This is a genomic window from Pseudomonas sp. S30_BP2TU TE3576, assembly GCF_050436025.1.
In the GTDB taxonomy this organism is placed as follows: Bacteria; Pseudomonadota; Gammaproteobacteria; order Pseudomonadales; family Pseudomonadaceae; genus Aquipseudomonas.
This window is the reverse complement of sequence record NZ_JBNDLK010000001.1, coordinates 1748862-1767919: the sequence shown is the minus strand read 5'-3', so window position 1 is coordinate 1767919 and position 19058 is coordinate 1748862. Positions and strand designations below refer to the sequence as shown.

The 19058-nt window shown below is 60.0% G+C and carries 23 protein-coding genes; 16 read left to right on the top strand and 7 right to left on the bottom strand.

The features are described from left to right. Positions 1-10: 10 nt before the first annotated feature. Positions 11-2302, bottom strand: coding sequence for a beta-glucosidase BglX (gene bglX, locus ABIA48_RS08075; RefSeq protein WP_429487792.1), 2292 nt, complete (start codon positions 2300-2302; stop codon positions 11-13). 249 nt (positions 2303-2551) lie between these two features. On the opposite strand from bglX, the gene ABIA48_RS08070 reads away from it, so the two are divergent. From ABIA48_RS08070 to ABIA48_RS08050, 5 genes are all read left to right on the top strand, one after another. Further along, positions 2552-3157 carry a LemA family protein gene (locus tag ABIA48_RS08070; RefSeq protein ID WP_429487790.1) on the top strand — a complete coding sequence of 202 codons (606 nt, stop codon included), beginning with the start codon at positions 2552-2554 and terminating at the stop codon, positions 3155-3157. A gap of 37 nt (positions 3158-3194) precedes the next feature. Beyond that, a complete protein-coding gene (locus tag ABIA48_RS08065; RefSeq protein WP_429487788.1) occupies positions 3195-3950 on the top strand; it encodes a TPM domain-containing protein in 756 nt (251 codons plus the stop codon). A 28-nt stretch (positions 3951-3978) separates the two neighbouring features. After that, positions 3979-4596, top strand: a complete 618-nt coding sequence (locus ABIA48_RS08060; protein WP_007983021.1) for a TPM domain-containing protein — start codon at positions 3979-3981, stop codon at positions 4594-4596. Positions 4597-4726: 130 nt separating this feature from the next. Continuing rightward, positions 4727-5029 carry a helix-turn-helix transcriptional regulator gene (locus ABIA48_RS08055; protein WP_429487785.1) on the top strand — a complete coding sequence of 101 codons (303 nt, stop codon included), beginning with the start codon at positions 4727-4729 and terminating at the stop codon, positions 5027-5029. Next, positions 5016-5372 carry a putative holin gene (locus ABIA48_RS08050; protein ID WP_429487783.1) on the top strand — a complete coding sequence of 119 codons (357 nt, stop codon included), beginning with the start codon at positions 5016-5018 and terminating at the stop codon, positions 5370-5372. The genes ABIA48_RS08055 and ABIA48_RS08050 overlap by 14 nt, the downstream gene beginning before the upstream one ends. 66 nt (positions 5373-5438) lie before the next feature. Here ABIA48_RS08050 and ABIA48_RS08045 read toward each other — a convergent pair whose 3' ends face one another. Continuing rightward, on the bottom strand, positions 5439-5864 hold the full coding sequence (locus ABIA48_RS08045) for a helix-turn-helix domain-containing protein (RefSeq protein WP_429487781.1): 426 nt from the start codon (positions 5862-5864) through the stop codon (positions 5439-5441). 300 nt (positions 5865-6164) lie between these two features. Between ABIA48_RS08045 and ABIA48_RS08040 the strand changes: the two genes are divergently transcribed. From ABIA48_RS08040 to ABIA48_RS08030, 3 genes are all read left to right on the top strand, one after another. After that, positions 6165-6443, top strand: coding sequence for an ogr/Delta-like zinc finger family protein (locus ABIA48_RS08040; RefSeq protein WP_081501379.1), 279 nt, complete (start codon positions 6165-6167; stop codon positions 6441-6443). 2 nt (positions 6444-6445) lie between these two features. Beyond that, entirely contained in the window at positions 6446-6808 is a 363-nt protein-coding gene (locus ABIA48_RS08035) for a hypothetical protein (protein WP_007983007.1), read from the top strand. 132 nt (positions 6809-6940) lie between these two features. Continuing rightward, positions 6941-8155 carry a class I SAM-dependent methyltransferase gene (locus tag ABIA48_RS08030; RefSeq protein ID WP_429487779.1) on the top strand — a complete coding sequence of 405 codons (1215 nt, stop codon included), beginning with the start codon at positions 6941-6943 and terminating at the stop codon, positions 8153-8155. Here the strand turns inward: ABIA48_RS08030 and ABIA48_RS08025 are convergent. Next, positions 8146-9120, bottom strand: coding sequence for a DMT family transporter (locus ABIA48_RS08025; RefSeq protein ID WP_429487777.1), 975 nt, complete (start codon positions 9118-9120; stop codon positions 8146-8148). The two genes, ABIA48_RS08030 and ABIA48_RS08025, sit on opposite strands and share 10 nt — an antisense overlap. A gap of 275 nt (positions 9121-9395) precedes the next feature. On the opposite strand from ABIA48_RS08025, the gene ABIA48_RS08020 reads away from it, so the two are divergent. The 3 genes from ABIA48_RS08020 to ABIA48_RS08010 all read left to right on the top strand — a co-directional run bounded on the left by ABIA48_RS08020 (position 9396) and on the right by ABIA48_RS08010 (position 10807). Next, positions 9396-9977, top strand: a complete 582-nt coding sequence (locus tag ABIA48_RS08020; RefSeq protein ID WP_429487775.1) for a DJ-1/PfpI family protein — start codon at positions 9396-9398, stop codon at positions 9975-9977. A gap of 14 nt (positions 9978-9991) precedes the next feature. Then, a complete protein-coding gene (locus ABIA48_RS08015) occupies positions 9992-10297 on the top strand; it encodes a ribbon-helix-helix domain-containing protein (RefSeq protein ID WP_007982997.1) in 306 nt (101 codons plus the stop codon). A gap of 165 nt (positions 10298-10462) precedes the next feature. Continuing rightward, complete coding sequence (locus ABIA48_RS08010) at positions 10463-10807, top strand: YegP family protein (protein ID WP_429487773.1); 345 nt, start codon at positions 10463-10465, stop codon at positions 10805-10807. 60 nt (positions 10808-10867) lie between these two features. On the opposite strand, the gene ABIA48_RS08005 is transcribed toward ABIA48_RS08010, so the two are convergent. Further along, complete coding sequence (locus ABIA48_RS08005; protein WP_429487771.1) at positions 10868-11887, bottom strand: DUF4917 family protein; 1020 nt, start codon at positions 11885-11887, stop codon at positions 10868-10870. Between the two features lie 132 nt (positions 11888-12019). Here ABIA48_RS08005 and ABIA48_RS08000 point away from each other — a divergent pair, with 132 nt between their 5' ends. From ABIA48_RS08000 to ABIA48_RS07985, 4 genes are all read left to right on the top strand, one after another. Beyond that, positions 12020-12928 carry a LysR family transcriptional regulator gene (locus ABIA48_RS08000; protein ID WP_429487770.1) on the top strand — a complete coding sequence of 303 codons (909 nt, stop codon included), beginning with the start codon at positions 12020-12022 and terminating at the stop codon, positions 12926-12928. 226 nt (positions 12929-13154) lie between these two features. Beyond that, on the top strand, positions 13155-14348 hold the full coding sequence (locus ABIA48_RS07995) for a CaiB/BaiF CoA transferase family protein (RefSeq protein ID WP_429487768.1): 1194 nt from the start codon (positions 13155-13157) through the stop codon (positions 14346-14348). Continuing rightward, positions 14345-15271, top strand: coding sequence for a hydroxymethylglutaryl-CoA lyase (locus tag ABIA48_RS07990; protein WP_429487766.1), 927 nt, complete (start codon positions 14345-14347; stop codon positions 15269-15271). The genes ABIA48_RS07995 and ABIA48_RS07990 overlap by 4 nt, the downstream gene beginning before the upstream one ends. A 186-nt stretch (positions 15272-15457) precedes the next feature. Continuing rightward, positions 15458-16789, top strand: a complete 1332-nt coding sequence (locus ABIA48_RS07985; protein ID WP_429487764.1) for an MFS transporter — start codon at positions 15458-15460, stop codon at positions 16787-16789. Positions 16790-16917: 128 nt separating this feature from the next. Here ABIA48_RS07985 and ABIA48_RS07980 read toward each other — a convergent pair whose 3' ends face one another. Beyond that, positions 16918-17406 carry a DMT family transporter gene (locus tag ABIA48_RS07980; RefSeq protein ID WP_429487762.1) on the bottom strand — a complete coding sequence of 163 codons (489 nt, stop codon included), beginning with the start codon at positions 17404-17406 and terminating at the stop codon, positions 16918-16920. Positions 17407-17483: 77 nt separating this feature from the next. Between ABIA48_RS07980 and ABIA48_RS07975 the strand changes: the two genes are divergently transcribed. Next, entirely contained in the window at positions 17484-18392 is a 909-nt protein-coding gene (locus ABIA48_RS07975; protein WP_429487760.1) for a LysR substrate-binding domain-containing protein, read from the top strand. A gap of 20 nt (positions 18393-18412) precedes the next feature. Here the strand turns inward: ABIA48_RS07975 and ABIA48_RS07970 are convergent, their stop codons facing one another. Then, positions 18413-18697, bottom strand: a complete 285-nt coding sequence (locus ABIA48_RS07970; protein WP_429487758.1) for a type II toxin-antitoxin system RelE/ParE family toxin — start codon at positions 18695-18697, stop codon at positions 18413-18415. Beyond that, positions 18687-18926, bottom strand: coding sequence for a CopG family ribbon-helix-helix protein (locus ABIA48_RS07965; RefSeq protein WP_429487756.1), 240 nt, complete (start codon positions 18924-18926; stop codon positions 18687-18689). Before ABIA48_RS07965 ends, ABIA48_RS07970 begins: the two co-directional genes overlap by 11 nt. Positions 18927-19058: the final 132 nt, after the last annotated feature.

Here is a 19058-nt window from a genome sequence, read left to right as displayed (position 1 = left end):
GCTTTAAGGATTACAGCAACTCAAAGCTCTGCTGCGTCACGTTCTGGGAGTCCAGGCCGATCTGCACGTTGAACTTGCCCGGTTCCGCTGCGTACTTGAGCTGGGTGTTGTAGAACTTCAGGTCGTCCTCGGTGATGGTGAAGTGCACGACTTTCTGCTCGCCAGCCTTGACCATGACTTTCTGGAAGTTCTTCAGTTCCTTGATCGGGCGGATCATCGAGCCGGCCACGTCCTGGATGTACAACTGCACCACGGTTTCGCCGTCGCGCTTGCCGGTGTTTTTCACCGTGACGCTGGCGTCGAGCTTGCCGGTCTTGTTCAGCGTGGTCGACGACAGGGCCATGTCGCTCAGGTTGAACTCGGTGTAGCTCAGGCCATAGCCGAACGGGTACAGGGGACCTGTGGTGTCATCGAAATACTGCGAGGTGTAGTTGCCCGGTTTGCCCGGGGTGAACGGCCGGCCAATGGTCAGGTGGTTGTAGTAGGTCGGAATCTGGCCGACCGAACGCGGGATACTGATCGGCAGTTTGCCCGACGGGTTGTAGTCGCCGAACAGCACGTCGGCGATGGCGTTGCCGCCCTCGGTGCCGGTGAACCAGGTTTCCAGGATCGCGTCAGCCTGTTCTTTCTCTTCAAGGATCGTCAGTGGACGGCCGTTCATCAACACCAGCACCAGCGGTTTGCCAGTGGCTTTCAGGGCACGGATCAGCTCGCGCTGGTTTTCCGGGATGTTCAGGTCGGTGCGGCTCGACGATTCGTGGGACATGCCACGGGATTCGCCGACGGCGGCAACGACAACATCAGCGTCCTTGGCCGCTTTCACCGCTTCGTCGATCAGCACGTTCGCCGGGCGTGGGTCATCCACCACTTCCGGGGCGTCGAAGTTGAGGAAGTTCAGGTAACCGAGGATGTTCTTGTCGCTGGTGATGTTGGCGCCACGGGCGTAGATCAGAGTCGATTTGTCGCCCAGCGCGTTGGTCATGCCGTCGAACAGGGTCACCGATTGCGCCGGCTTGCCTGCGGCGGCCCAGCTGCCCATCATGTCGATCGGCGCCTTGGCCAGCGGGCCGACCAGGGCGATTTTCGCGGTTTTCTTCAGCGGCAGGGTTTCGTTCCGGTTCTTCAACAGTACCTGGCCGCGGCGCGCCACATCACGGGCCTCGGCACGGTGCAGGCGACTGTCGGCGTAGGTGTCGACCGGGTCATCCTCGGCCTTGCCGATGCGCAGGTACGGGTCCTTGAACAGGCCCATGTCGTACTTGGCGTCGAGTACCGCACGCACGGCGTTATCGATGTCGCTCTGCTGGATTTCGCCGGACTTCAGCAGCCCTGGCAGCTCTTTGCCGTACAGGGTGTCGTTCATGCTCATGTGGATGCCGGCCTTGATCGCCAGCTTCGCTGCTTCGCGACCGTTGGCGGCGACGCCGTGATTGATCAGTTCGAAAATCGCCCCATGGTCGCTGACGGCCAGGCCCTTGAAGCCCCACTCCTTGCGCAGCAAGTCGTTCATCAGCCAGGTGTTGGCGGTGGCCGGCACGCCGTTGATCGAGTTCAGCGCGACCATCACCCCGCCAGCGCCGGCATCGATGGCGGCGCGGTAGGGCGGCAGGTAGTCCTGGTACATCTTGACCGGGCTCATGTCGACTATGTTGTAGTCGCGGCCACCCTCGACCGCGCCGTACAGGGCGAAGTGCTTGACGCTGGCCATGATGCTGTCGGCGGCGTTGGCGCCGGTGCCCTGGAACGCCTTGACCATTACGCCGGCAATCCGCGACACCAGGTAGGTGTCTTCGCCGAAGCCTTCGGAGGTGCGGCCCCAACGCGGGTCGCGGGAGATGTCAACCATCGGCGCGAAGGTGATGTCGAGGCTGTCAGCCGCGGCTTCCTTGGCGGCGATGCGCCCGGACAGGCCGATGGCGTCCATGTCCCAGCTCGAAGCCAGGGCCAGCGGGATCGGGAAAATGGTGCGGTGGCCGTGGATCACGTCGTAGGCGAAGAACATCGGGATCTTCAGGCGGCTGCGCATGGCCGCATCCTGCATCGGCCGGTTTTCCGGGCGGGTGATCGAGTTGAACGTACCACCGATGTTGCCCGCCGCGATTTCCTTGCGGATCATCTCCCGGGGCATTTCCGGGCCAATGCTGATCAGGCGCAGCTGGCCGATTTTTTCATCGAGGGTCATTTGCTTCATCAGGTTGCTGATGAAGGCGTCCTTGTTCTCCAGAGGTGCGGGGGTCGTGGCGGCCAATACGTTATGACTGGCCAGGCTGACGAACAGGCCCAGCAAACACAGCTTCTTCATGAATAGTTTTCTCAAGGGCCCAAACGGCGATGCACACGCCGGCCAGCCAAAATTTAGGGAGCGACTATTGTTGTTCGGATGCAGGCTCGGAATACGACAGCCAAATGGCGGATGCGTTTTCGCGCAGGGCCTCTTTTTAGCCCATTGGCCCGTTGCAATCCAGAGGCGCGGGCGATTATGCCCCAAGAGCCGGCTCAGAAGGATTCACGGTCGGTTTTTTCATGAAATGTACAAGGGAGCATCATCCTGATGAATGTAAGTCCAACCTACCGTTCGCGCCTGCAGGTCGCCACGCTGTTGATGCTGGCCACGTTGCTGACCGCCTGCGGCATCAACAACATCCCGACCCTCGACGAACAGGCCAAGGCTGCCTGGGGCCAGGTGCAGAACCAGTATCAGCGCCGTGCCGACCTGATTCCCAACCTGGTGGAAACCGTCAAGGGCTACGCCAAACATGAGGAGCAGACCCTGACCGCTGTGATCGAAGCCCGAGCCAAAGCGACTTCAATCCAAGTGGATGCCTCGACCCTCGACAACCCGGAAAAACTCAAGCAGTACCAGCAGGCTCAGGATCAGCTCAGTGGCGCCTTGAGCCGGTTGATGGTGGTCTCCGAGCGTTATCCGGACCTCAAGGCCAACCAGAACTTCCTCGCCTTGCAATCGCAGCTTGAAGGCACCGAAAACCGGATCAGTGTGGCCCGGCGTGATTTCGTCCTCGCGGTACAGAAATACAACACCGAGATCCGCACCTTCCCTGGCCGTTTGTGGCACAGCGTGATGTACAGCGACCTGCCGGTGCGCGAGACCTTCGAAGCCACACCGGGTTCGGAAAAGGCCCCAGAGGTCAAATTCTGATAAGCGGTCATCGACGTCACCACGCAAGAGGTTGCCAATGCGCGTCCTGAAAACGGGCCTGTTGCTGTTGTTATGGGTAATGACAATCACGGCCCGGGCCGAGCTGAGCTTTCCGGCGCTGACCGGGCGGGTGGTCGATAACGCGCAGATGATCGAGCCATCGGTGCGCGAGCAACTCACCCGACAACTTCAGGCCCATGAACAAGCCACTGGCGAGCAGCTTGTGGTCGTGACTTTGCCGGATTTACAGGGCACCGACATCGCCGATTTCGGTTACCAGCTCGGCCGCCACTGGGGCATCGGGCAGAAGGACCAGAACAACGGCGCCTTGCTGATCATCGCCCGGGACGAGCGCCGACTGCGCATCGAAGTCGGTTATGGCCTGGAGGATCGCCTGACTGACGCCCAGAGTTCAGTGATCATCAATCAGGTCATCACCCCGGCGTTCAAGGCCGGCAATTTCAGTAAAGGCATCAGCGACGGCGTGGCGGCGATGCTGGTAGTGCTGGGCGGCAACCCCTTGGACGAACCCTCCACGGCGTATGAATCCCGAGGCGATCCGGGGGACGATTTCGTCTCGCGACATCCCGGGTTGTTGGTGTTTTTGCTGATGTTGTTCATCCTGACTGTTTTTGTGTGCCAGATGCTCGGTATCCTTCCCGCCGGCCGGGGCGGCTCCGGAGGATCCGGGGGCGGCTTTGGCGGTGGTGGATTTGGCGGCGGCGGTGGAGGTGGAGGCTTCAGCGGCGGCGGGGGCAGTTTCGGCGGGGGCGGTTCGTCCGGCGGCTGGTGATAATAATAATGAGCAGGCAATTCACGACATGGCATTACTGACTGAACACGAGCAGCGCAAAGTGGCCGAGGCCATTGCCCGGGTCGAGCGCGACACCGATGCAGAACTGGTGACTGTGCTCGCGGCCCGCGCCGACGACTATGCGTACATCCCGTTGCTGTGGGCCAGCCTGCTGGCACTGCTGGTGCCGGGCATCGTGCATTACCTCACTGGTTGGCTGACCATGCACAGCCTGCTGATGGTGCAATGGGCCATCTTCATCGTGCTGTGCCTGGTGTTCCGCCTGCCGAAAGTCACCACCCATCTGATCCCGCGCTCGGTGCGCCACTGGCGCGCTTCGAACCTGGCACGCCGGCAGTTCCTGGAGCAGAACCTGCACCACACCGAGGGCAGTACCGGTGTGCTGATTTTCGTTTCCGAGGCCGAGCGTTATGTGGAGATCCTGGTGGATGAAGGGATTTCCAGTCGCCTGGACAACAAGAACTGGGACGCGATCGTCGCCACGTTTACCCAGCAGGTGAAGCAGGGGCAGACGCTGCAGGGGTTCGTCCAATGTATCGAAGCCTGTGGCGAGCTGCTCAAGGTACATGTGCCTGTGACCCACGTGCGCAATGAGTTGCCGAATCGGTTGGTAGTGCTCGGCTAAGACTTTTCCTGGCGTTGTGTAGGGCGCGCCGCTACAACTCCCGTTGATTGTCCGGGTTCGGCCTGGTCGTCAGTATTTCTCTCTAACAGTGGACGCCCAGCGACGGGTGTTCCCGCTTAGAGGGATTTTTATGTCAACCCAACAATCGATTGACTCTGTGGCACGGGTAGCTTCTGGCGCAGAGGGAAGTACGCCGACGGCAAGGCTGACGGCGAAAGAAACTCAAATCCTGATGTGGTGTTTCAAGGGCAAAACCTCCTGGGAAATCGCCAGGATCGAGAATTGCTCGGAATCGACCGTGAATTTTCACTTCACCAATATTCGCCGAAAGTTCGACGTCAGCTCGCGCAATTCCGCACTACTCAAGGCGATCGAGTCGGGAGCGATCGTCGTGGATTCGGTGGTTGCGCGAGGTGCGCATGAGCCTGACTGATTCGACCTACAACGGCATCAGTGGGCTCATGTTGGGAATGGGAATTTCCACACTGCCGGTTGTTGATGGCGAGGCACTGTTCGGTGCAATGCTCGGAGCGTGGCTGGTCACTACCACTCGCACCAACTTCAAGGCCTGGCAGCGCATCGGTTCCTGGTTGCTGTCTGCAGGTGTCGGTTACCTCTTTACGCCTGTCGCACATCCACTGGCGCCTTTTCTGACAGCTGGCGTAACAGCCTTTCTGTGTGCGCTGATCGTTATTCCCATCAGCATCAAGCTCATGCAATGGGTCGATAGCGCCGGCATCGGCGAAATCATTCGACACTTGAGAGGGCGAAAATGATGGTCCGTGAATGGGTTGCCTGGGTGGCACGTCTTGAAGCAATGAAGCTTCAGATTACCTGGGTCATCACGTTTCACTCGAAGGTTTGAGTGTTGCCAGGATAGAGGCCATTTCGCAAAGCCTGAGTTCCATATCACGCAGTCGTTGCTTTTCTACCAATGCGTTTTGTATGGCACAGCGATCATCTTCGTCGAGCAACCGCCAGAGCGCGAGAATGGTGTTTTCCCGCGTTGTGCTTGCCTGATTACTCTCCGGGGAATCAGTTACGGTTTGTCTCAGGATCGGCCCTTCACCCAGCAGCAACCAGTCAAGGGAGATACCTCGCGCTTGAGCGATTTCTACGCATAATGAGTACGGCGTGCTGTCGCGGCCTCTCCAGCTACTAAGGGTTTGCGGGCTGATCTGTAGCGCGGAAGATAAGGACGCATCGGTTTTTGTACCCGTTACTTGCTTTAGTCGAGCCAGAACAGCTTGTGATTTTTTGCTACGCAATTTGAGCCTCTTCCTTTTGACATATGCTTTTTGAGTGCCTAATTTATGCGTAATGAGTACTTTTTTTCTTGTAAGTAATCAATCATCAAAGATGAGTCAGAAGAATACGATGACGAAACTTCCTAATGGTATCAGGGTGATTTCCTACGAGCATGGCTCGAACCCATTACGCGTCTGCCCGATGCACTTCCTTATGTCTGGCAGACACTGTTCGCAAGGCCGGAGCACCGCGATGAATGTCTCAAACAGTATTGCGTTTGATCAGGTTGATTGCCACCCAATGACCGCCGGGAATCCAGTATGAGTACTTATAAAATGGTGTGCCCGCACTGCTTGAACAGGATGCGCATCCGTACCAGCGAGGGCCGACATATTTTCCTGCGGGTGGCGTATTTGCAATGTACGTCGGAAGCGTGCGGTTGGTCGGTACGTGCCGAATTTGAAATGACCCATGAACTTTCGCCCAGTGGCATGCCTAATCCGGCCGTACGCCTGCCTTGCGCCGGACCCGATTTGCGCCATGCCGCCCGGCCTGTTGCAGCAAGTCCTGCAACGACTGAAGTGCCGCAGGAGACGTGAGCATGAAGGTCATCGATGAAAATGCAGAACTGAATCAGGAGCTATTGGCTATAGCCCAGGCGTTTCTGGGGCGTCATGAAAGTGACGGGGGGATCGATGATCAAGTCCTGTTTTGTCGCGCGGTGAAGCATCTGCAGAATATGGATGTACCGATGCACCTGGCGGAAAGGCTGGTCAGCCGAGCCTATGGCGTACTCAAGTCGTGCAACGACCGTCGGCGCCTGGACATCGATGCAAGTTCCGAAACGGTCGCCGTGGTGACTGATCCTGCCAATGGCCTGACCTGGGCGGTGCCTGTGGGGCTGATCGTCAAACACATCATTAACTCGCCGAACAGCCGCAGGCTTCGCCTGGTGGAACCCTGAGGTTTCAACGGTTGTATTGAGGTCCTGGCCTGAATGACTGGGACCTGCCACAAAATAACCCCGTGCCCAAAGTCCTCGTCCCCATTAAAATACCGGCATTCTTCGATTTGCATCGCCTGAGGCCGTTTTTCCATGTCCGTCACCGCCACTCCCGCCAGCCTCGTGCCGGATCATCACGCCCAGTTCATCGAGCTGCTGCGAGCCAGCCTCGAGCACAATGCGTTCATCAAACTGGTGCTGGCCAAGTACGCGGGCGATGAAACTGACCTGCAGCGGATCATCATCAAGCCGGTGACGGTCAAGGCGCAGCCTTGCCTGTCTTTCGTCTATCGCTACAAGACCCGCGATATCACCAAGAACCTGCCGCTGGTCGAAGGTGTGGCGAGCATTGCCGGGTTGCTGCCGGCGTCGTTCAAAAATGCGCATTTGTTGTCGTTGACCGACGAAGCCCAGCTCGAATACAGCAAAAAGGGCAAGTCATCGCTGTTCAAGAGCAAACCTCAGCAATTGCGTGAAGCGCCGTCCGCCGAACACAACCGCGAGAAAAACCGGTTCCTGGACTTGAGCCGGCCGTTTCTCGCCGACCTTGGTGTAACCAACAAGCAGCATGAACTGATTCCGGCGATGTCGCGCAAGTGGAAGCAGATCAACAAATTCATCGAAGTGTTCAGCCATGCGCTGACCTCGTCGCCCCTGGCGCTGGACAAACCGGTGCGTGTGGCGGACTTCGGATCGGGCAAGGGCTACCTGACCTTCGCCATCCACGATTACCTGCGCAACACCTTGAAGGCCGAAGGCGAGGTGACCGGTGTCGAGCTGCGTGAAGACATGGTCACCCTGTGCAACACGGCAGCCGCCAAGCTTGAGCACCCCGGCCTGGTGTTCAAGTGCGGTGACGTGCGCAGCGTGGCGCCGAGCGAGCTGGACGTGATGATCGCCTTGCATGCCTGCGACATCGCGACGGATTATGCGATCCACACCGGCATCCGCTCTGGCGCCTCGATCATCATGTGCTCGCCGTGCTGCCACAAACAGATCCGCCTGCAAATCCAGAGCCCGGCGCTGCTCAAGCCGATGCTGCAATACGGCCTGCACCTGGGCCAGCAGGCGGAAATGGTCACCGACAGTTTGCGTGCGTTGTTCCTCGAGGCCTGCGGCTACGAGACCAAGGTGTTCGAGTTCATCTCACTGGACCACACCAACAAGAACAAAATGATCCTGGCAGTCAAACGCGCCGAACCGGTGGACCCGACCCAGTTGCTGGCGAAGATTCAGGAGCTGAAGGATTTCTATCACATCAGCGAGCATTGCCTGGAAACCCTGTTGCGCTCCGACGGCTACCTCTGATTCTGTGGGAGCGGGCTTGCTCGCGAAGGCGTTGGGTCAGTCGATATCGGTGTTGAATGGGGAGTCGCATTCGCGAGCAAGCCCGCTCCCACACTGGGTTTGACTGCGGTCTTGCGGCCCAGCATCACCGTCACGATCACCCCGCCGGCAAACAGCCAGGTAATCGGCTCCACATGTTCACCGAAGAACAGCGCCGAGAAGGCGATGGTGAAGAAGATCTGCAGTAACTGGATCTGACTGACCCGGGCAATGCCGCCCATGGCCAGCCCGGCGTACCAGGCGAAGAAGCCGATGAACTGCGAAAACAGCGAGACGTAGCCGAAGGCCCACCAGGTCTTGGCGGAAATCTCGCCCTGATGTTGCAGCGCCAGATACACCACCGGGCCGATCAGCAACGGCGTCGACAACACCAGCGCCCAGCAGATCACCTGCCAGCCGCCCATTTCCCTGGCCAGTCGGCCTCCCTCGGCGTAGCCCAGTCCGCCCACGGCAATGGCGCCAAGCATCAGCAAGTCACCGGCCTGAATGCTGCCGGCACCGCTGATCAGCGCATAACCGAGCACCAGCGCGCTGCCCAATGCGGCGCAGGCCCAGAAGGCTTTCGACGGTCGCTCATGGGACAGCCACGCGGCGTACAGCGCCACGCACAGCGGCTGCAAACCGTTGACCAGCGCACCGTGGGACGCCGGCAAGGTTTGCATGGCCCAGGCCGACAGCACCGGGAAACCGAGGATCACCCCGGCCATTACCAGCGTCAGGCCTTTGACCTGCTTCCAGGTCGGCCATTTTTCCCGGCGCCACAGCAACAGCAACGCCGCCGGCACCGCCGCAAACAGTGCCCGGCCCAGGCCGTTGAGCAACGGGTGGAGTTCCTGCACGACGATCCGCGTGAAGGGCAGGGTGAGGCTGAAGATCACAACGCCGAGCAGGCCCAGGGCCATGCCGGTGTTTTCGCGCGAGGACATGATGGCAACCAGAATCTTGGGGGATGGGGTAAGGCTCCATAAAGCCATAAACCATGGGTTTGCGCTGTTACAGCTAGGCACAGACTTATCCGTACAGTTTGCGGGCCTCTTCGCGAGCAAGCCCGCTCCCACATTGGAATGCGTTCCCCCTGTGGGAGCGGGCTTGCTCGCGAAGAACGATAACGCCGTAGTAGCAGGTTATTACCCACCCCCACGGATAAGGACTACCTTGAATACTCCTGCATGCCCACGCATTTTCCAGAGGAGTCCTCCCCATGGCTGCGAAAAAAATTCTGATGCTGGTTGGTGATTACGTCGAAGACTATGAAGTGATGGTGCCGTTCCAGGCGCTGCTGATGGTCGGCCACACGGTGCACGCCGTTTGCCCGGACAAAACCGCCGGGCAGACCGTGCGCACGGCGATCCATGACTTTGAAGGCGACCAGACCTACAGCGAAAAACCCGGTCATCTGTTTGCCCTCAACTTCGATTTCGCCAAGGTCAACGTCGCCGATTATGACGCCGTGCTGATTCCGGGCGGTCGTGCGCCGGAGTACCTGCGCCTGAACGAAAAAGTCCTGGAACTGGTGCGTGCATTCGACAAGGCCGGCAAGCCGATCGCTGCCGTGTGCCATGGCGCGCAGTTGCTGGCGGCAGCGGGTATTCTCGAAGGCCGCGAATGTAGCGCTTATCCGGCTTGCGCTCCGGAAGTGCGACTGGCGGGCGGTACGTATATCGACATTCCGGTGACGGACGGTCATGTTCAGGGCAATCTGGCCACGGCGCCGGCCTGGCCTGCGCACCCGAGCTGGCTGGCCGGTTTCCTGGGTTTGCTGGGTACCAAAATCACGCTGTAACGAGGGACATTTCCATGTGCGAGCTGTATGTCAAAGCCGACCCGATACTCTACGAATCGCGCTCCCGCTCGCTGCGCATCTGCGGGGTGGTCACCACCCTGCGGCTGGAGAATCAGTTCTGGGACATCCTCAGCGAAATCGCCGAGGTCGATGGCATGACCACCAATCAGTTGATCGCCAAGCTGTATGAAGAGGTGATGGACTATCGCGGCGAGGTGGTCAATTTCGCTTCGTTCTTGCGGGTGAGTTGTACGCGGTATCTGAGCCAGCGGCGGACTCAGGTGCCGGAATTGTCGGTGGTGCGGGCAGTGGTGAAGTAGTCAAAACTGTGTCGACCCCTTCGCGGGCAAGCCCGCTCCCACAGGGATTACGCTGAACCTGTGGGAGCGGGCTTGCCCGCGAAGGGGGGCCGTTCAGGCGACAGAAATCCCGGCCTGGTCTTTACTGTGAAGCACGCAACCTCTCAATCGCCAAGGAGAAAGAGCATGTCCGGATGGTATGAAGTGAGCAAAAGCAGCAATGGCCAGTTCAGGTTTGTCCTCAAGGCGGCCAACGCCGAGACCATTCTGACTAGCGAGCTGTACACCACCCACGCCGCCGCCGGAAAAGGCATCGCCTCGGTCCAGGCCAACAGCCCGCTGGATGAGCGCTACGAGAAGAAAACCACCAAGGATGGCCATCCGTATTTCAACCTCAAGGCGGGTAATCACGAAATCATCGGCAGCAGCGAGGCCTATTCCTCCGAGGCCGCCATGGAGAAAGGTATCGCCAGTGTGAAGGCCAACGGCCCGACGACGGTGATCAAGGACAAGACGTTGCCGGTGCTTTGAATTCAACACACATCCCCTGTGGGAGCGGGCTTGCTCGCGAAAGCGTCAGATCGGCCAGTATTAAACTTCGACTGGAACCGATAACTTTGGACTCCCCAACGCATGGCTCTTCGAATCAAAAAACCGCAACTCAACCCCAGTCCCCTCAAACACTTTCCCGTAGTGCCGCTTCTGGTGCTGGATGAAGGCCTTGCTGCGCGGGTAAATCGAGATCGCCAGCACCTGCGGTTTTGCCAGGCGCAAAGCGTGGATGATGTGGCTGTCCTGCTCCCCCAGCGCATGGCCGAAGATGCACAGCGCCTGGCCGTGACCGAGTAATTGCTCGTAGCAGAACGACAGATAGTCCGAACTGCGAATGGTCTTGAGCTTGTCCGCGCTTGGCCCTTCGTTGACGAACAGCGGCACGTCGTCGAGGGTCTTGATTGTGTTGTTGATGGCAAAGTTACCCAGCAACGTGCCCTCGGTCGACATCAGCTTGCGCGCCGTGCCGTCCTGGTTGCGCACCAAGTGCAGGCCGCCGTGCAAGTACAGCAAACGGGTTTTATCAGTGGCCGTGTCGCTCAGGTCGAAAGCGGGTTCGGCCCCCTGGAACAGATCGCTGATCGCCTCAGGCTGGTGTTGTACTGCCCAGTAGTTGAGCAGGTCGTAATTGGTGGTGAAAACCGTGCGGTAGCGGGCCAGTTCCTGATTGATCGTCGCCAGCGTCGCAGGCACCACCAGCCGCCACGGGATATGCAGCGCATGCACGCTGTTGATCAGCGCCTCCTTGATCGCGTAGTAGCGATTGCGCGGGGCGGCGGAGCTGACAGCCAGGGCCTTGTTGACCCGGCTGGTGGTTTTCAAGGCGCTCAGAACCTGCTCGAAACTGCGGGTCTGCATCGCGTCGAACACGCTCAGCTCGGACGGGCTCAGGGGTTTTTCTTCAACGGTGCGGGCATTTTCGAACAGCGACTCGTAGCCGAAATCGTCCCACACCGCACGACTGGCACCGTTGCCCACCAGCAATCCACTGAACGAAGCCGTGCTGCGCAGAGCGTTCCAGTCTTCAAGTTGGGCATCGACATCCTGGAAATCGGTCATTGCGGTCTTCGTCTCACGGCAAAAGGTCTTTGGGCGGCGACTTTATCACGACCGAGTGCCCGCACCACGGCACGACTCGGGCGAAGAACGCTATGCTGCGACTTCGCCCGAGCCGACTTCGCCGAGTACCCGATGCTGCAAAAAAGCCTGATCCGCCGTCTCGACCTGATCACTCTGCAACTGTTTGTCGCCGTCCATGAGGAGGGCACGCTGACCCGTGCCGCGTCACGCGAAGCGATTGCCGTCTCGGCAGCGAGCAAGCGCTTGATGGAGCTGGAAGAGGCGCTTGGCATCAGCCTGTTTGTGCGTCAGGCCAAGGGCATGTCCCTCACGCCGGCCGGTGAAACGTTGCTGCACCACGCCCGACAGATGTTGTTCAACGTCGAGAAAATGGGCCTTGAGCTGGGCGAGCACAGCCACGGTGTACGCGGTTATGTGCGGATGCTCGCCAACCTGTCGGCGATCATTCAGTTTTTGCCCGAGGACCTGCGGGATTTTTCCGAACGTCACCCACAGGTCAAGACCGACCTCGAAGAACGCCCCAGCGCCGGGGTGATTCAAGGCGTGCTCGATGGAGTGGCCGACCTCGGCATCTGTTCCATCGACAGTGACATCAAAGGCCTGCACAGCGTGCTGTATCGCCAGGACAAACTGGTGGTATTGATGCCGCCGCACCATCCATTGGCGAGCCGGTCGAGCGTGGCGTTCGCCGATACGCTGGGCAGCGATTACGTTGGGCTGCATGCCGCCAGTTCGATCAACATGCGTACCCATGCAGCGGCCCGCGAAGCAGGCAAGGTGTTGCGGGTGCGCATTCATGTGCCGGGGTTCGATGCCATGTGCCGCATGGTCCAGGCCAACATGGGGATCGGCATCCTTCCGCAGCGGGCCTATGAATTGTTCGGCCGGGCGCTGGGTTTGCATGCGGTGCCGTTGACGGACGAATGGTCCGATCGGGCGTTGATTCTGGTGGTGCGCGATGAGGCATTGCTGTCGCCGGTGAGCCGGATGTTGTTTGAGCATTTGCGGGGGGCGGCCTGAAAGTTCTTCGCTGGCTGGGCCGGCCTCTTCGCGAGCAAGCCCGCTCCCACATTGGAATGCGTTCCAAATGTGGGAGCGGGCTTGCTCGCGAAGGCGGCCCTGAGACCGCGATAACCTTCCAGAGCGTTCGCATTTCGCGAACGCCCGTTGCCAACTGAAGGTTGGATTCCTCAGACACCGGTCCTCTAGTCTTGGCCCATATTCCAAGAACAAGAGGTACCCCGCGATGACTGCCCCCTTGAGTGCGATCAAAGTGATCGAGATCGGCACGCTGATCGCCGCGCCGTTCGCCGCGCGCATGCTTGCCGAGTTCGGCGCCGAAGTGATCAAGATCGAAGCCATCGGCCAGGGCGATCCGTTGCGCAAATGGCGCAAGCTGCACGAAGGCACCTCGCTGTGGTGGTACCTGCAATCGCGCAACAAGAAATCCCTGGCGCTGAACCTCAAATCCCCCGAAGGCATCGAACTGGTCAAGCAACTGGCGACCAGCGCCGACGTGCTGATCGAAAATCTGCGTCCCGGCGCCCTGGAGAAACTCGGCCTCGGTTGGGACGTGTTGCACGCGCTCAACCCCAACCTGACGCTAGTGCGGATTTCCGGTTACGGCCAGACCGGTCCTTACCGCGATCGTCCGGGTTTCGGTGCCATTGGCGAGGCCATGGGCGGGATTCGCTACACCACCGGCACTCCGGGTTCGCCGCCGGCGCGGGTCGGTGTGAGCCTTGGCGATTCCCTGGCTTCGCTGCATGCGGTGATCGGTGCGCTGATGTCGCTGTTAAGGGTCAAAACCGGGCAGGGCGGCGGGCAAATCGTTGACGTGTCCCTGGCCGAAAGCGTGTTCAACGTCATGGAAAGCCTGGTGCCGGAATACGACATGCTTGGCCATGTGCGTGAACGCAGCGGTGGCGCCTTGCCGGGGATCGCGCCGTCCAACACCTATCTGACCGCCGACGGCGCCTACGTGGTGATTGCCGGTAACAGCGATCCGATCTACAAGCGTCTGATGCACACCATCGGCCGCGACGATCTGGCCGAAGCGCCGGAATTCGCCCACAACGACGGGCGTGCGGCCAAAAGCAATCTGCTCGACGCCGCTATCACGCACTGGACCGGCAGTTTGCCTATCGACGAGGTACTGGCCGCGCTGGAGGTTGCTGAAGTCCCGGGCGGGCGCATCTACTCGGTGGCCGACATCGTCGCCGATCCGCACTATCAGGCCCGGGACATGCTGCTCAATGCCGAGCTGCCCGGTGGCGCCACGGTGAAGATGCCGGGCATCGTGCCGAAACTCTCCGAGACACCCGGCGGTGTGAACTGGTCCGGCCCCGGGCTGGGCCAGCACACCGACGGCATCCTCGCGCAGTTGGGCCTCACCGCGATGGACATCGAGCGCCTGAAAGTCGAAGGAGTGGTGCAATGATCAGCGATTACTCCGATAGCCTGATCGTCCAGGAAGTGTCCCCGCGCGACGGATTGCAAATCGAGCCGACCTGGGTTGAAACCCACGACAAAATCGCGCTGATCGACCAACTGTCGCTGGCCGGGTTCAGCCGCATCGAAGCCGGTTCGTTCGTGTCGCCCAAGGCCATTCCGGCGCTGCGCGATGGTGAGCTGGTGTTCAAGGGCATCACCCGGCAGCCGGGGGTGATCTATGTCGCCTTGATCCCCAACCTCAAGGGGGCGCAACGGGCGCTGGCGTGCAGTGCCGATGAGCTGAACCTGGTGATGTCCGCCAGCCAGACCCACAACCTGGCGAACATGCGCATGCGCTGTGAAGATTCGTTGGCCGCGTTTGGCGAGATAGTGCAGTTCGTTGGCGACAGCCCCGTGCGACTCAACGCCAGCATCGCCACCACCTTCGGCTGCCCGTTCGAAGGCAAGATCGATGAGGACCGCGTCCTGCAAATCGTCGAGGCCTATCAGGAGCTCGGCATCCAGGGCATTACCCTGGCCGACACCACGGGCATGGCCAATCCGCGTCAGGTCGACCGACTGGTGCGCCGGGTGCTGCAGCGGGTTTCGCCCAATGATCTGACCCTGCATTTCCACAACACCCGCGGCCTTGGCCTGTGCAATGTGCTGGCTGCCTACGAGGCCGGTGCCCGACGTTTCGACGCCGCATTGGGTGGCCTCGGCGGCTGTCCGTTTGCACCGGGAGCCTCGGGCAACATCTGTACAGAAGACCTGGTGAACCTGTGCGATGAAGTCGGCATTCACACCGGTATCGATCTGCCGCTGTTGCTGAAACTGTCCCGAGGCCTGCCGGCGCTGCTCGGCCACGAAGTGCCCGGTCAACTGGCCAAGGCCGGGCGTAATTGCGACCTGCACCCCGTACCTTCCTGACACAACTCAAAAACCTGTGGGAGCGGGCTTGCTCGCGATGGCGGCGGGTCAGTCGACATCGATGCTGGATGTGACTCAGTCATCGCGAGCAAGCTCGCTCCCACAGTAAAAGTACTCACATAGCCCCTCTCAACCAGACAACAAAAACAATCGGACACCTATGGGAAGTCCGCCTGGAGAACCGCAATGAGCCTCAATGCACTGGAGGCGGGCGTGAGCCCGTCCGTTAGCCACGACACCGAAAAAGCCCTGGTCAGCAAGGTCGCCTGGCGCCTGATGCCGCTGATCATGGTCTGCTACCTATTCGCCTTTTTCGACCGCATCAACATCAGCTTCGCCAAGTTTCAGCTGCAGACGGACCTGAGCCTGAGCGACACCGCTTACGGCCTCGGTGCGGGGTTGTTCGTGGTCGGTTATGTGCTGTTCGAAGTGCCCAGCAACATGATGCTGTACAAGGTCGGCGCCCGACGCTGGATCGCCCGGATCATGATGTCCTGGGGCCTGGCCACGGCAGCCATGGTGTTCGTCAACAGCGAATGGCAGTTCTACGTGCTGCGCTTCGTGATCGGTGCGATGGAGGCGGGGTTCGCCCCGGGTGTGCTGTATTACTTGACCCTGTGGTTCCCGCAGCACTATCGCGGGCGCATCACCTCGATGCTGTTCCTGTCGTCGGCGTTCGCCGGCCTGGTGGGGGCGCCGTTCTCCGGCCTGGTGCTGCAACACCTCGACGGTGTGCTGCAAATGCGTGGCTGGCACTGGCTGTTCCTGCTCGGTGGCGTGCCGTGCATCGGCCTCGGTTTACTGGTGCTGACCCTGCTCAAGGACCGCATCGAAGATGCCCATTGGCTGACGCCTTCGGAGAAGACCTTATTGGCCAGCCGCATCGCTCGGCATGAGCCGCACAAGAGCGGCGGTTCGCTGCTCGCGGCGCTGCGGATTCCGGGCTTCCTGACGTTGGGGCTGATCTATTTCCTGATTCAGATAGCGTCCTACGGCTTGAATTTCTGGGCGCCGCAACTGATCCGCAGCGCCGGTACCGAAAGTCCGGTGATGATCGGCTTGCTGACGGCCATCCCGTACATCTGCGGCGCTATCAGCATGGTGGTCATCGGACGCCTGTCCGATGCTTCCGGCGAGCGGCGCAAGTATGTCGCCGGTCTGGTGGCGGTTGGTGCGGTCGGGTTCTTCTGTGCGGGGATCTTCGCCAGCCACACGACCTTCCTGATTGTCGCGCTGGGCCTGCTCGGTGCCGGGATCATCGCCTCCATCCCGAGCTTCTGGACCCTGCCGCCGAAACTGCTGGCCGGTGCCGGCGCGGGCGCTGCCGGCGGGATTGCGGTGATCAACACCCTGGGCCAGTTCGGCGGCATTGTCAGCCCGGTGATGGTCGGCCGGATCAAGGACCTGACCGGCAGCACCACGCCGGCGCTGTATGTCATTGGTGTCTGTGCGTTGATCGCGGTTGCGCTGTTGCTGTGGGGGTTGCCGCAGAAGCTGCGGACCCTCGACAAGGCCTGAAACCTGCATTGCCAGACAGACCGCTTTCGCGAGCAAGCCCGCTCCCACAAGGACCGCGTACCTCCTGTGGGAGCGGGCTTGCTCGCGAAGGCTGACCGGAAAACACCATCGTACTGTCGGTTGTCCCCTCAACCCGCCGTTGCCAAACCCTTGGCCGGTGCATCAAAAAATTGAATCAACACCACCCCGGCCATCAACAGCGCCACCCCAAACACCTTGGGCAAAGTGACCTGCCGCTCCATCAATCCAAACCAGCCGAAGTGATCCAGCAACAACGACGCCACCACTTGCCCCGCCAGCGCCAACGCCATGAACCCCGCGGCACCGAGCTTGGGCAGCAGCACCAATGCCAAAGAAATAAAGCACACCCCAAAAGCGCCACCGGCCCACATCCAAAGCGGTGCCTTGCTGATGAATGCCAGTGAAGGCAACGGCAATCGCAGCGCAACGATGATCGGCAACAACACCACAACGCTGACCAGCAAAGATGCGAGCGTTGCCCACAACGGATGTCCCAACCCGCGCCCGAGGTTGACGTTGATCGCGCTCTGAAACGGCACCACCGCCCCGGCAATCATCGCCAGCACTATCAGGCCGGCCCAATGCAACGTACTCATGATCGTTCTCCAACAGGTTTTGCTGGACTCTAGGGTATTCGTCGCGCAGATTTAAATTCCGTTTTGTTATCCAGAACATGCAGCAGATGAATGATCTACGACGCATCGACCTCAATTTGCTGGTGATCCTCGACGCCTTGCTCAGCGAGCAACACGTGACCCGGGCGGCCGAGCGTCTGCATTTGAGCCAGCCAGCGGTCAGCCATGCACTGGCGCGATTGCGTGACCTGCTCGGCGATCCGCTGCTGGTGCGCGCCGGTGCCAGCCTTGTACCGACGCCGCGAGCGCTGGAGCTCGTGGCACCGCTGACCGAAGCCCTGGCCCAGGTGCAAGCGCTGCTGGCGCCCAATGCCTTCGATCCCGCGACCACCCAGCGTACCTTCCGCCTGGCGATGTCCGACTATGGTGCCGCCATTGTCCTGCCGGGACTGATCCGGACGTTGCGCCGCGAAGCGCCGGGCATCGACTTGCAAATCAGCCATGGCAGCCGCGAAAGCATGCTCGATGGCGTGCTCAACGGTGATATTGACGTCGCCATTGGTGTGTTCCCTGAAATGCCTAACGAATTGCGCAGCGCCCCCCTGTTCGAAGAGCACTACGCCTGCCTGCTGGATCGCAAAAGCTTGCCCGCCGACGGTGTGCTCGACTTGCCCACTTACCTGGCACGTCCCCACGTCCTGCTGGAAATGCGCGGCAGCGGCACCCCGGAAATCGAGCGTGCCTTGACCGCATTGCGCGAACGCCGGCGTGTCGCCATCAGCCTGCCGCACTGGCGCGTCGCCCCGGAATTCATCAGCGGCACCGACCTGATTCTCACCGTCGCCTCCCGGGCCTTGCGCGACATCGATGAGTCGACATTGATCGTCGTGCCGCCACCGTTTCAGATTCCGTCGTTTACCTTTGTGTTGGTGTGGCACAAGCGGCGGGGTGGGGATCAGGCGTTGAATTGGTTGAATCGGAGGATTGAAGAGGGGATCGAACGCTAGAGGCTTTTCTAAAATGGCCTTTACCAATTGGGAGGTGGCAGGCGACGTGTATGAAAAATTCGTAGTACCTGAAGCCGACCTTGGCGAACCCGGTAGGGAATCAAGTAAGGGCGATCAGGCATGACCGACTCCCGGGTACCGGGTAAGCGTCCTTCACGGCCCGTCGCTGGAAATCGGGCAAGGTGATCGACACTGGCGAGAATTGCCTGGACGAAATCTGCTGCAGCTTTTGGATTCTCGATGGCGATGTACGCGGCTTCGTCATCCAGATTCTTTAACGCCGTACGCAACCACTCAACGCGCATTCGTCGTCCACTTGTCAGCCATTGCGTTTACTTCCTCTTGTGTCGCGAAGTCACCTTCATCGGCTTCTTTCAAGGCTTTCTGAATTTCCTCGATTTGCCACGCTTCACGGGCCAGGTATTCACGCAGTGCATCCACGACCAGGAATGATTTGCTGCGGCCCGTTGCTTTAGAAAGACTCGCGAGTGTCTCGGCGATTTCGTCTGGTACGCGCAGGGACATAACTGACATGGTGGCCTCGATGTAGTGGTTTGTAATACAACATACTACACCGTCATCAGTGGGGCGGTGCCAGCCCGTTCGTCTGTCGAGATGTTTCAGTCGACAGGCAATGACCTGATATAGACTGGCCACCATTCGCCA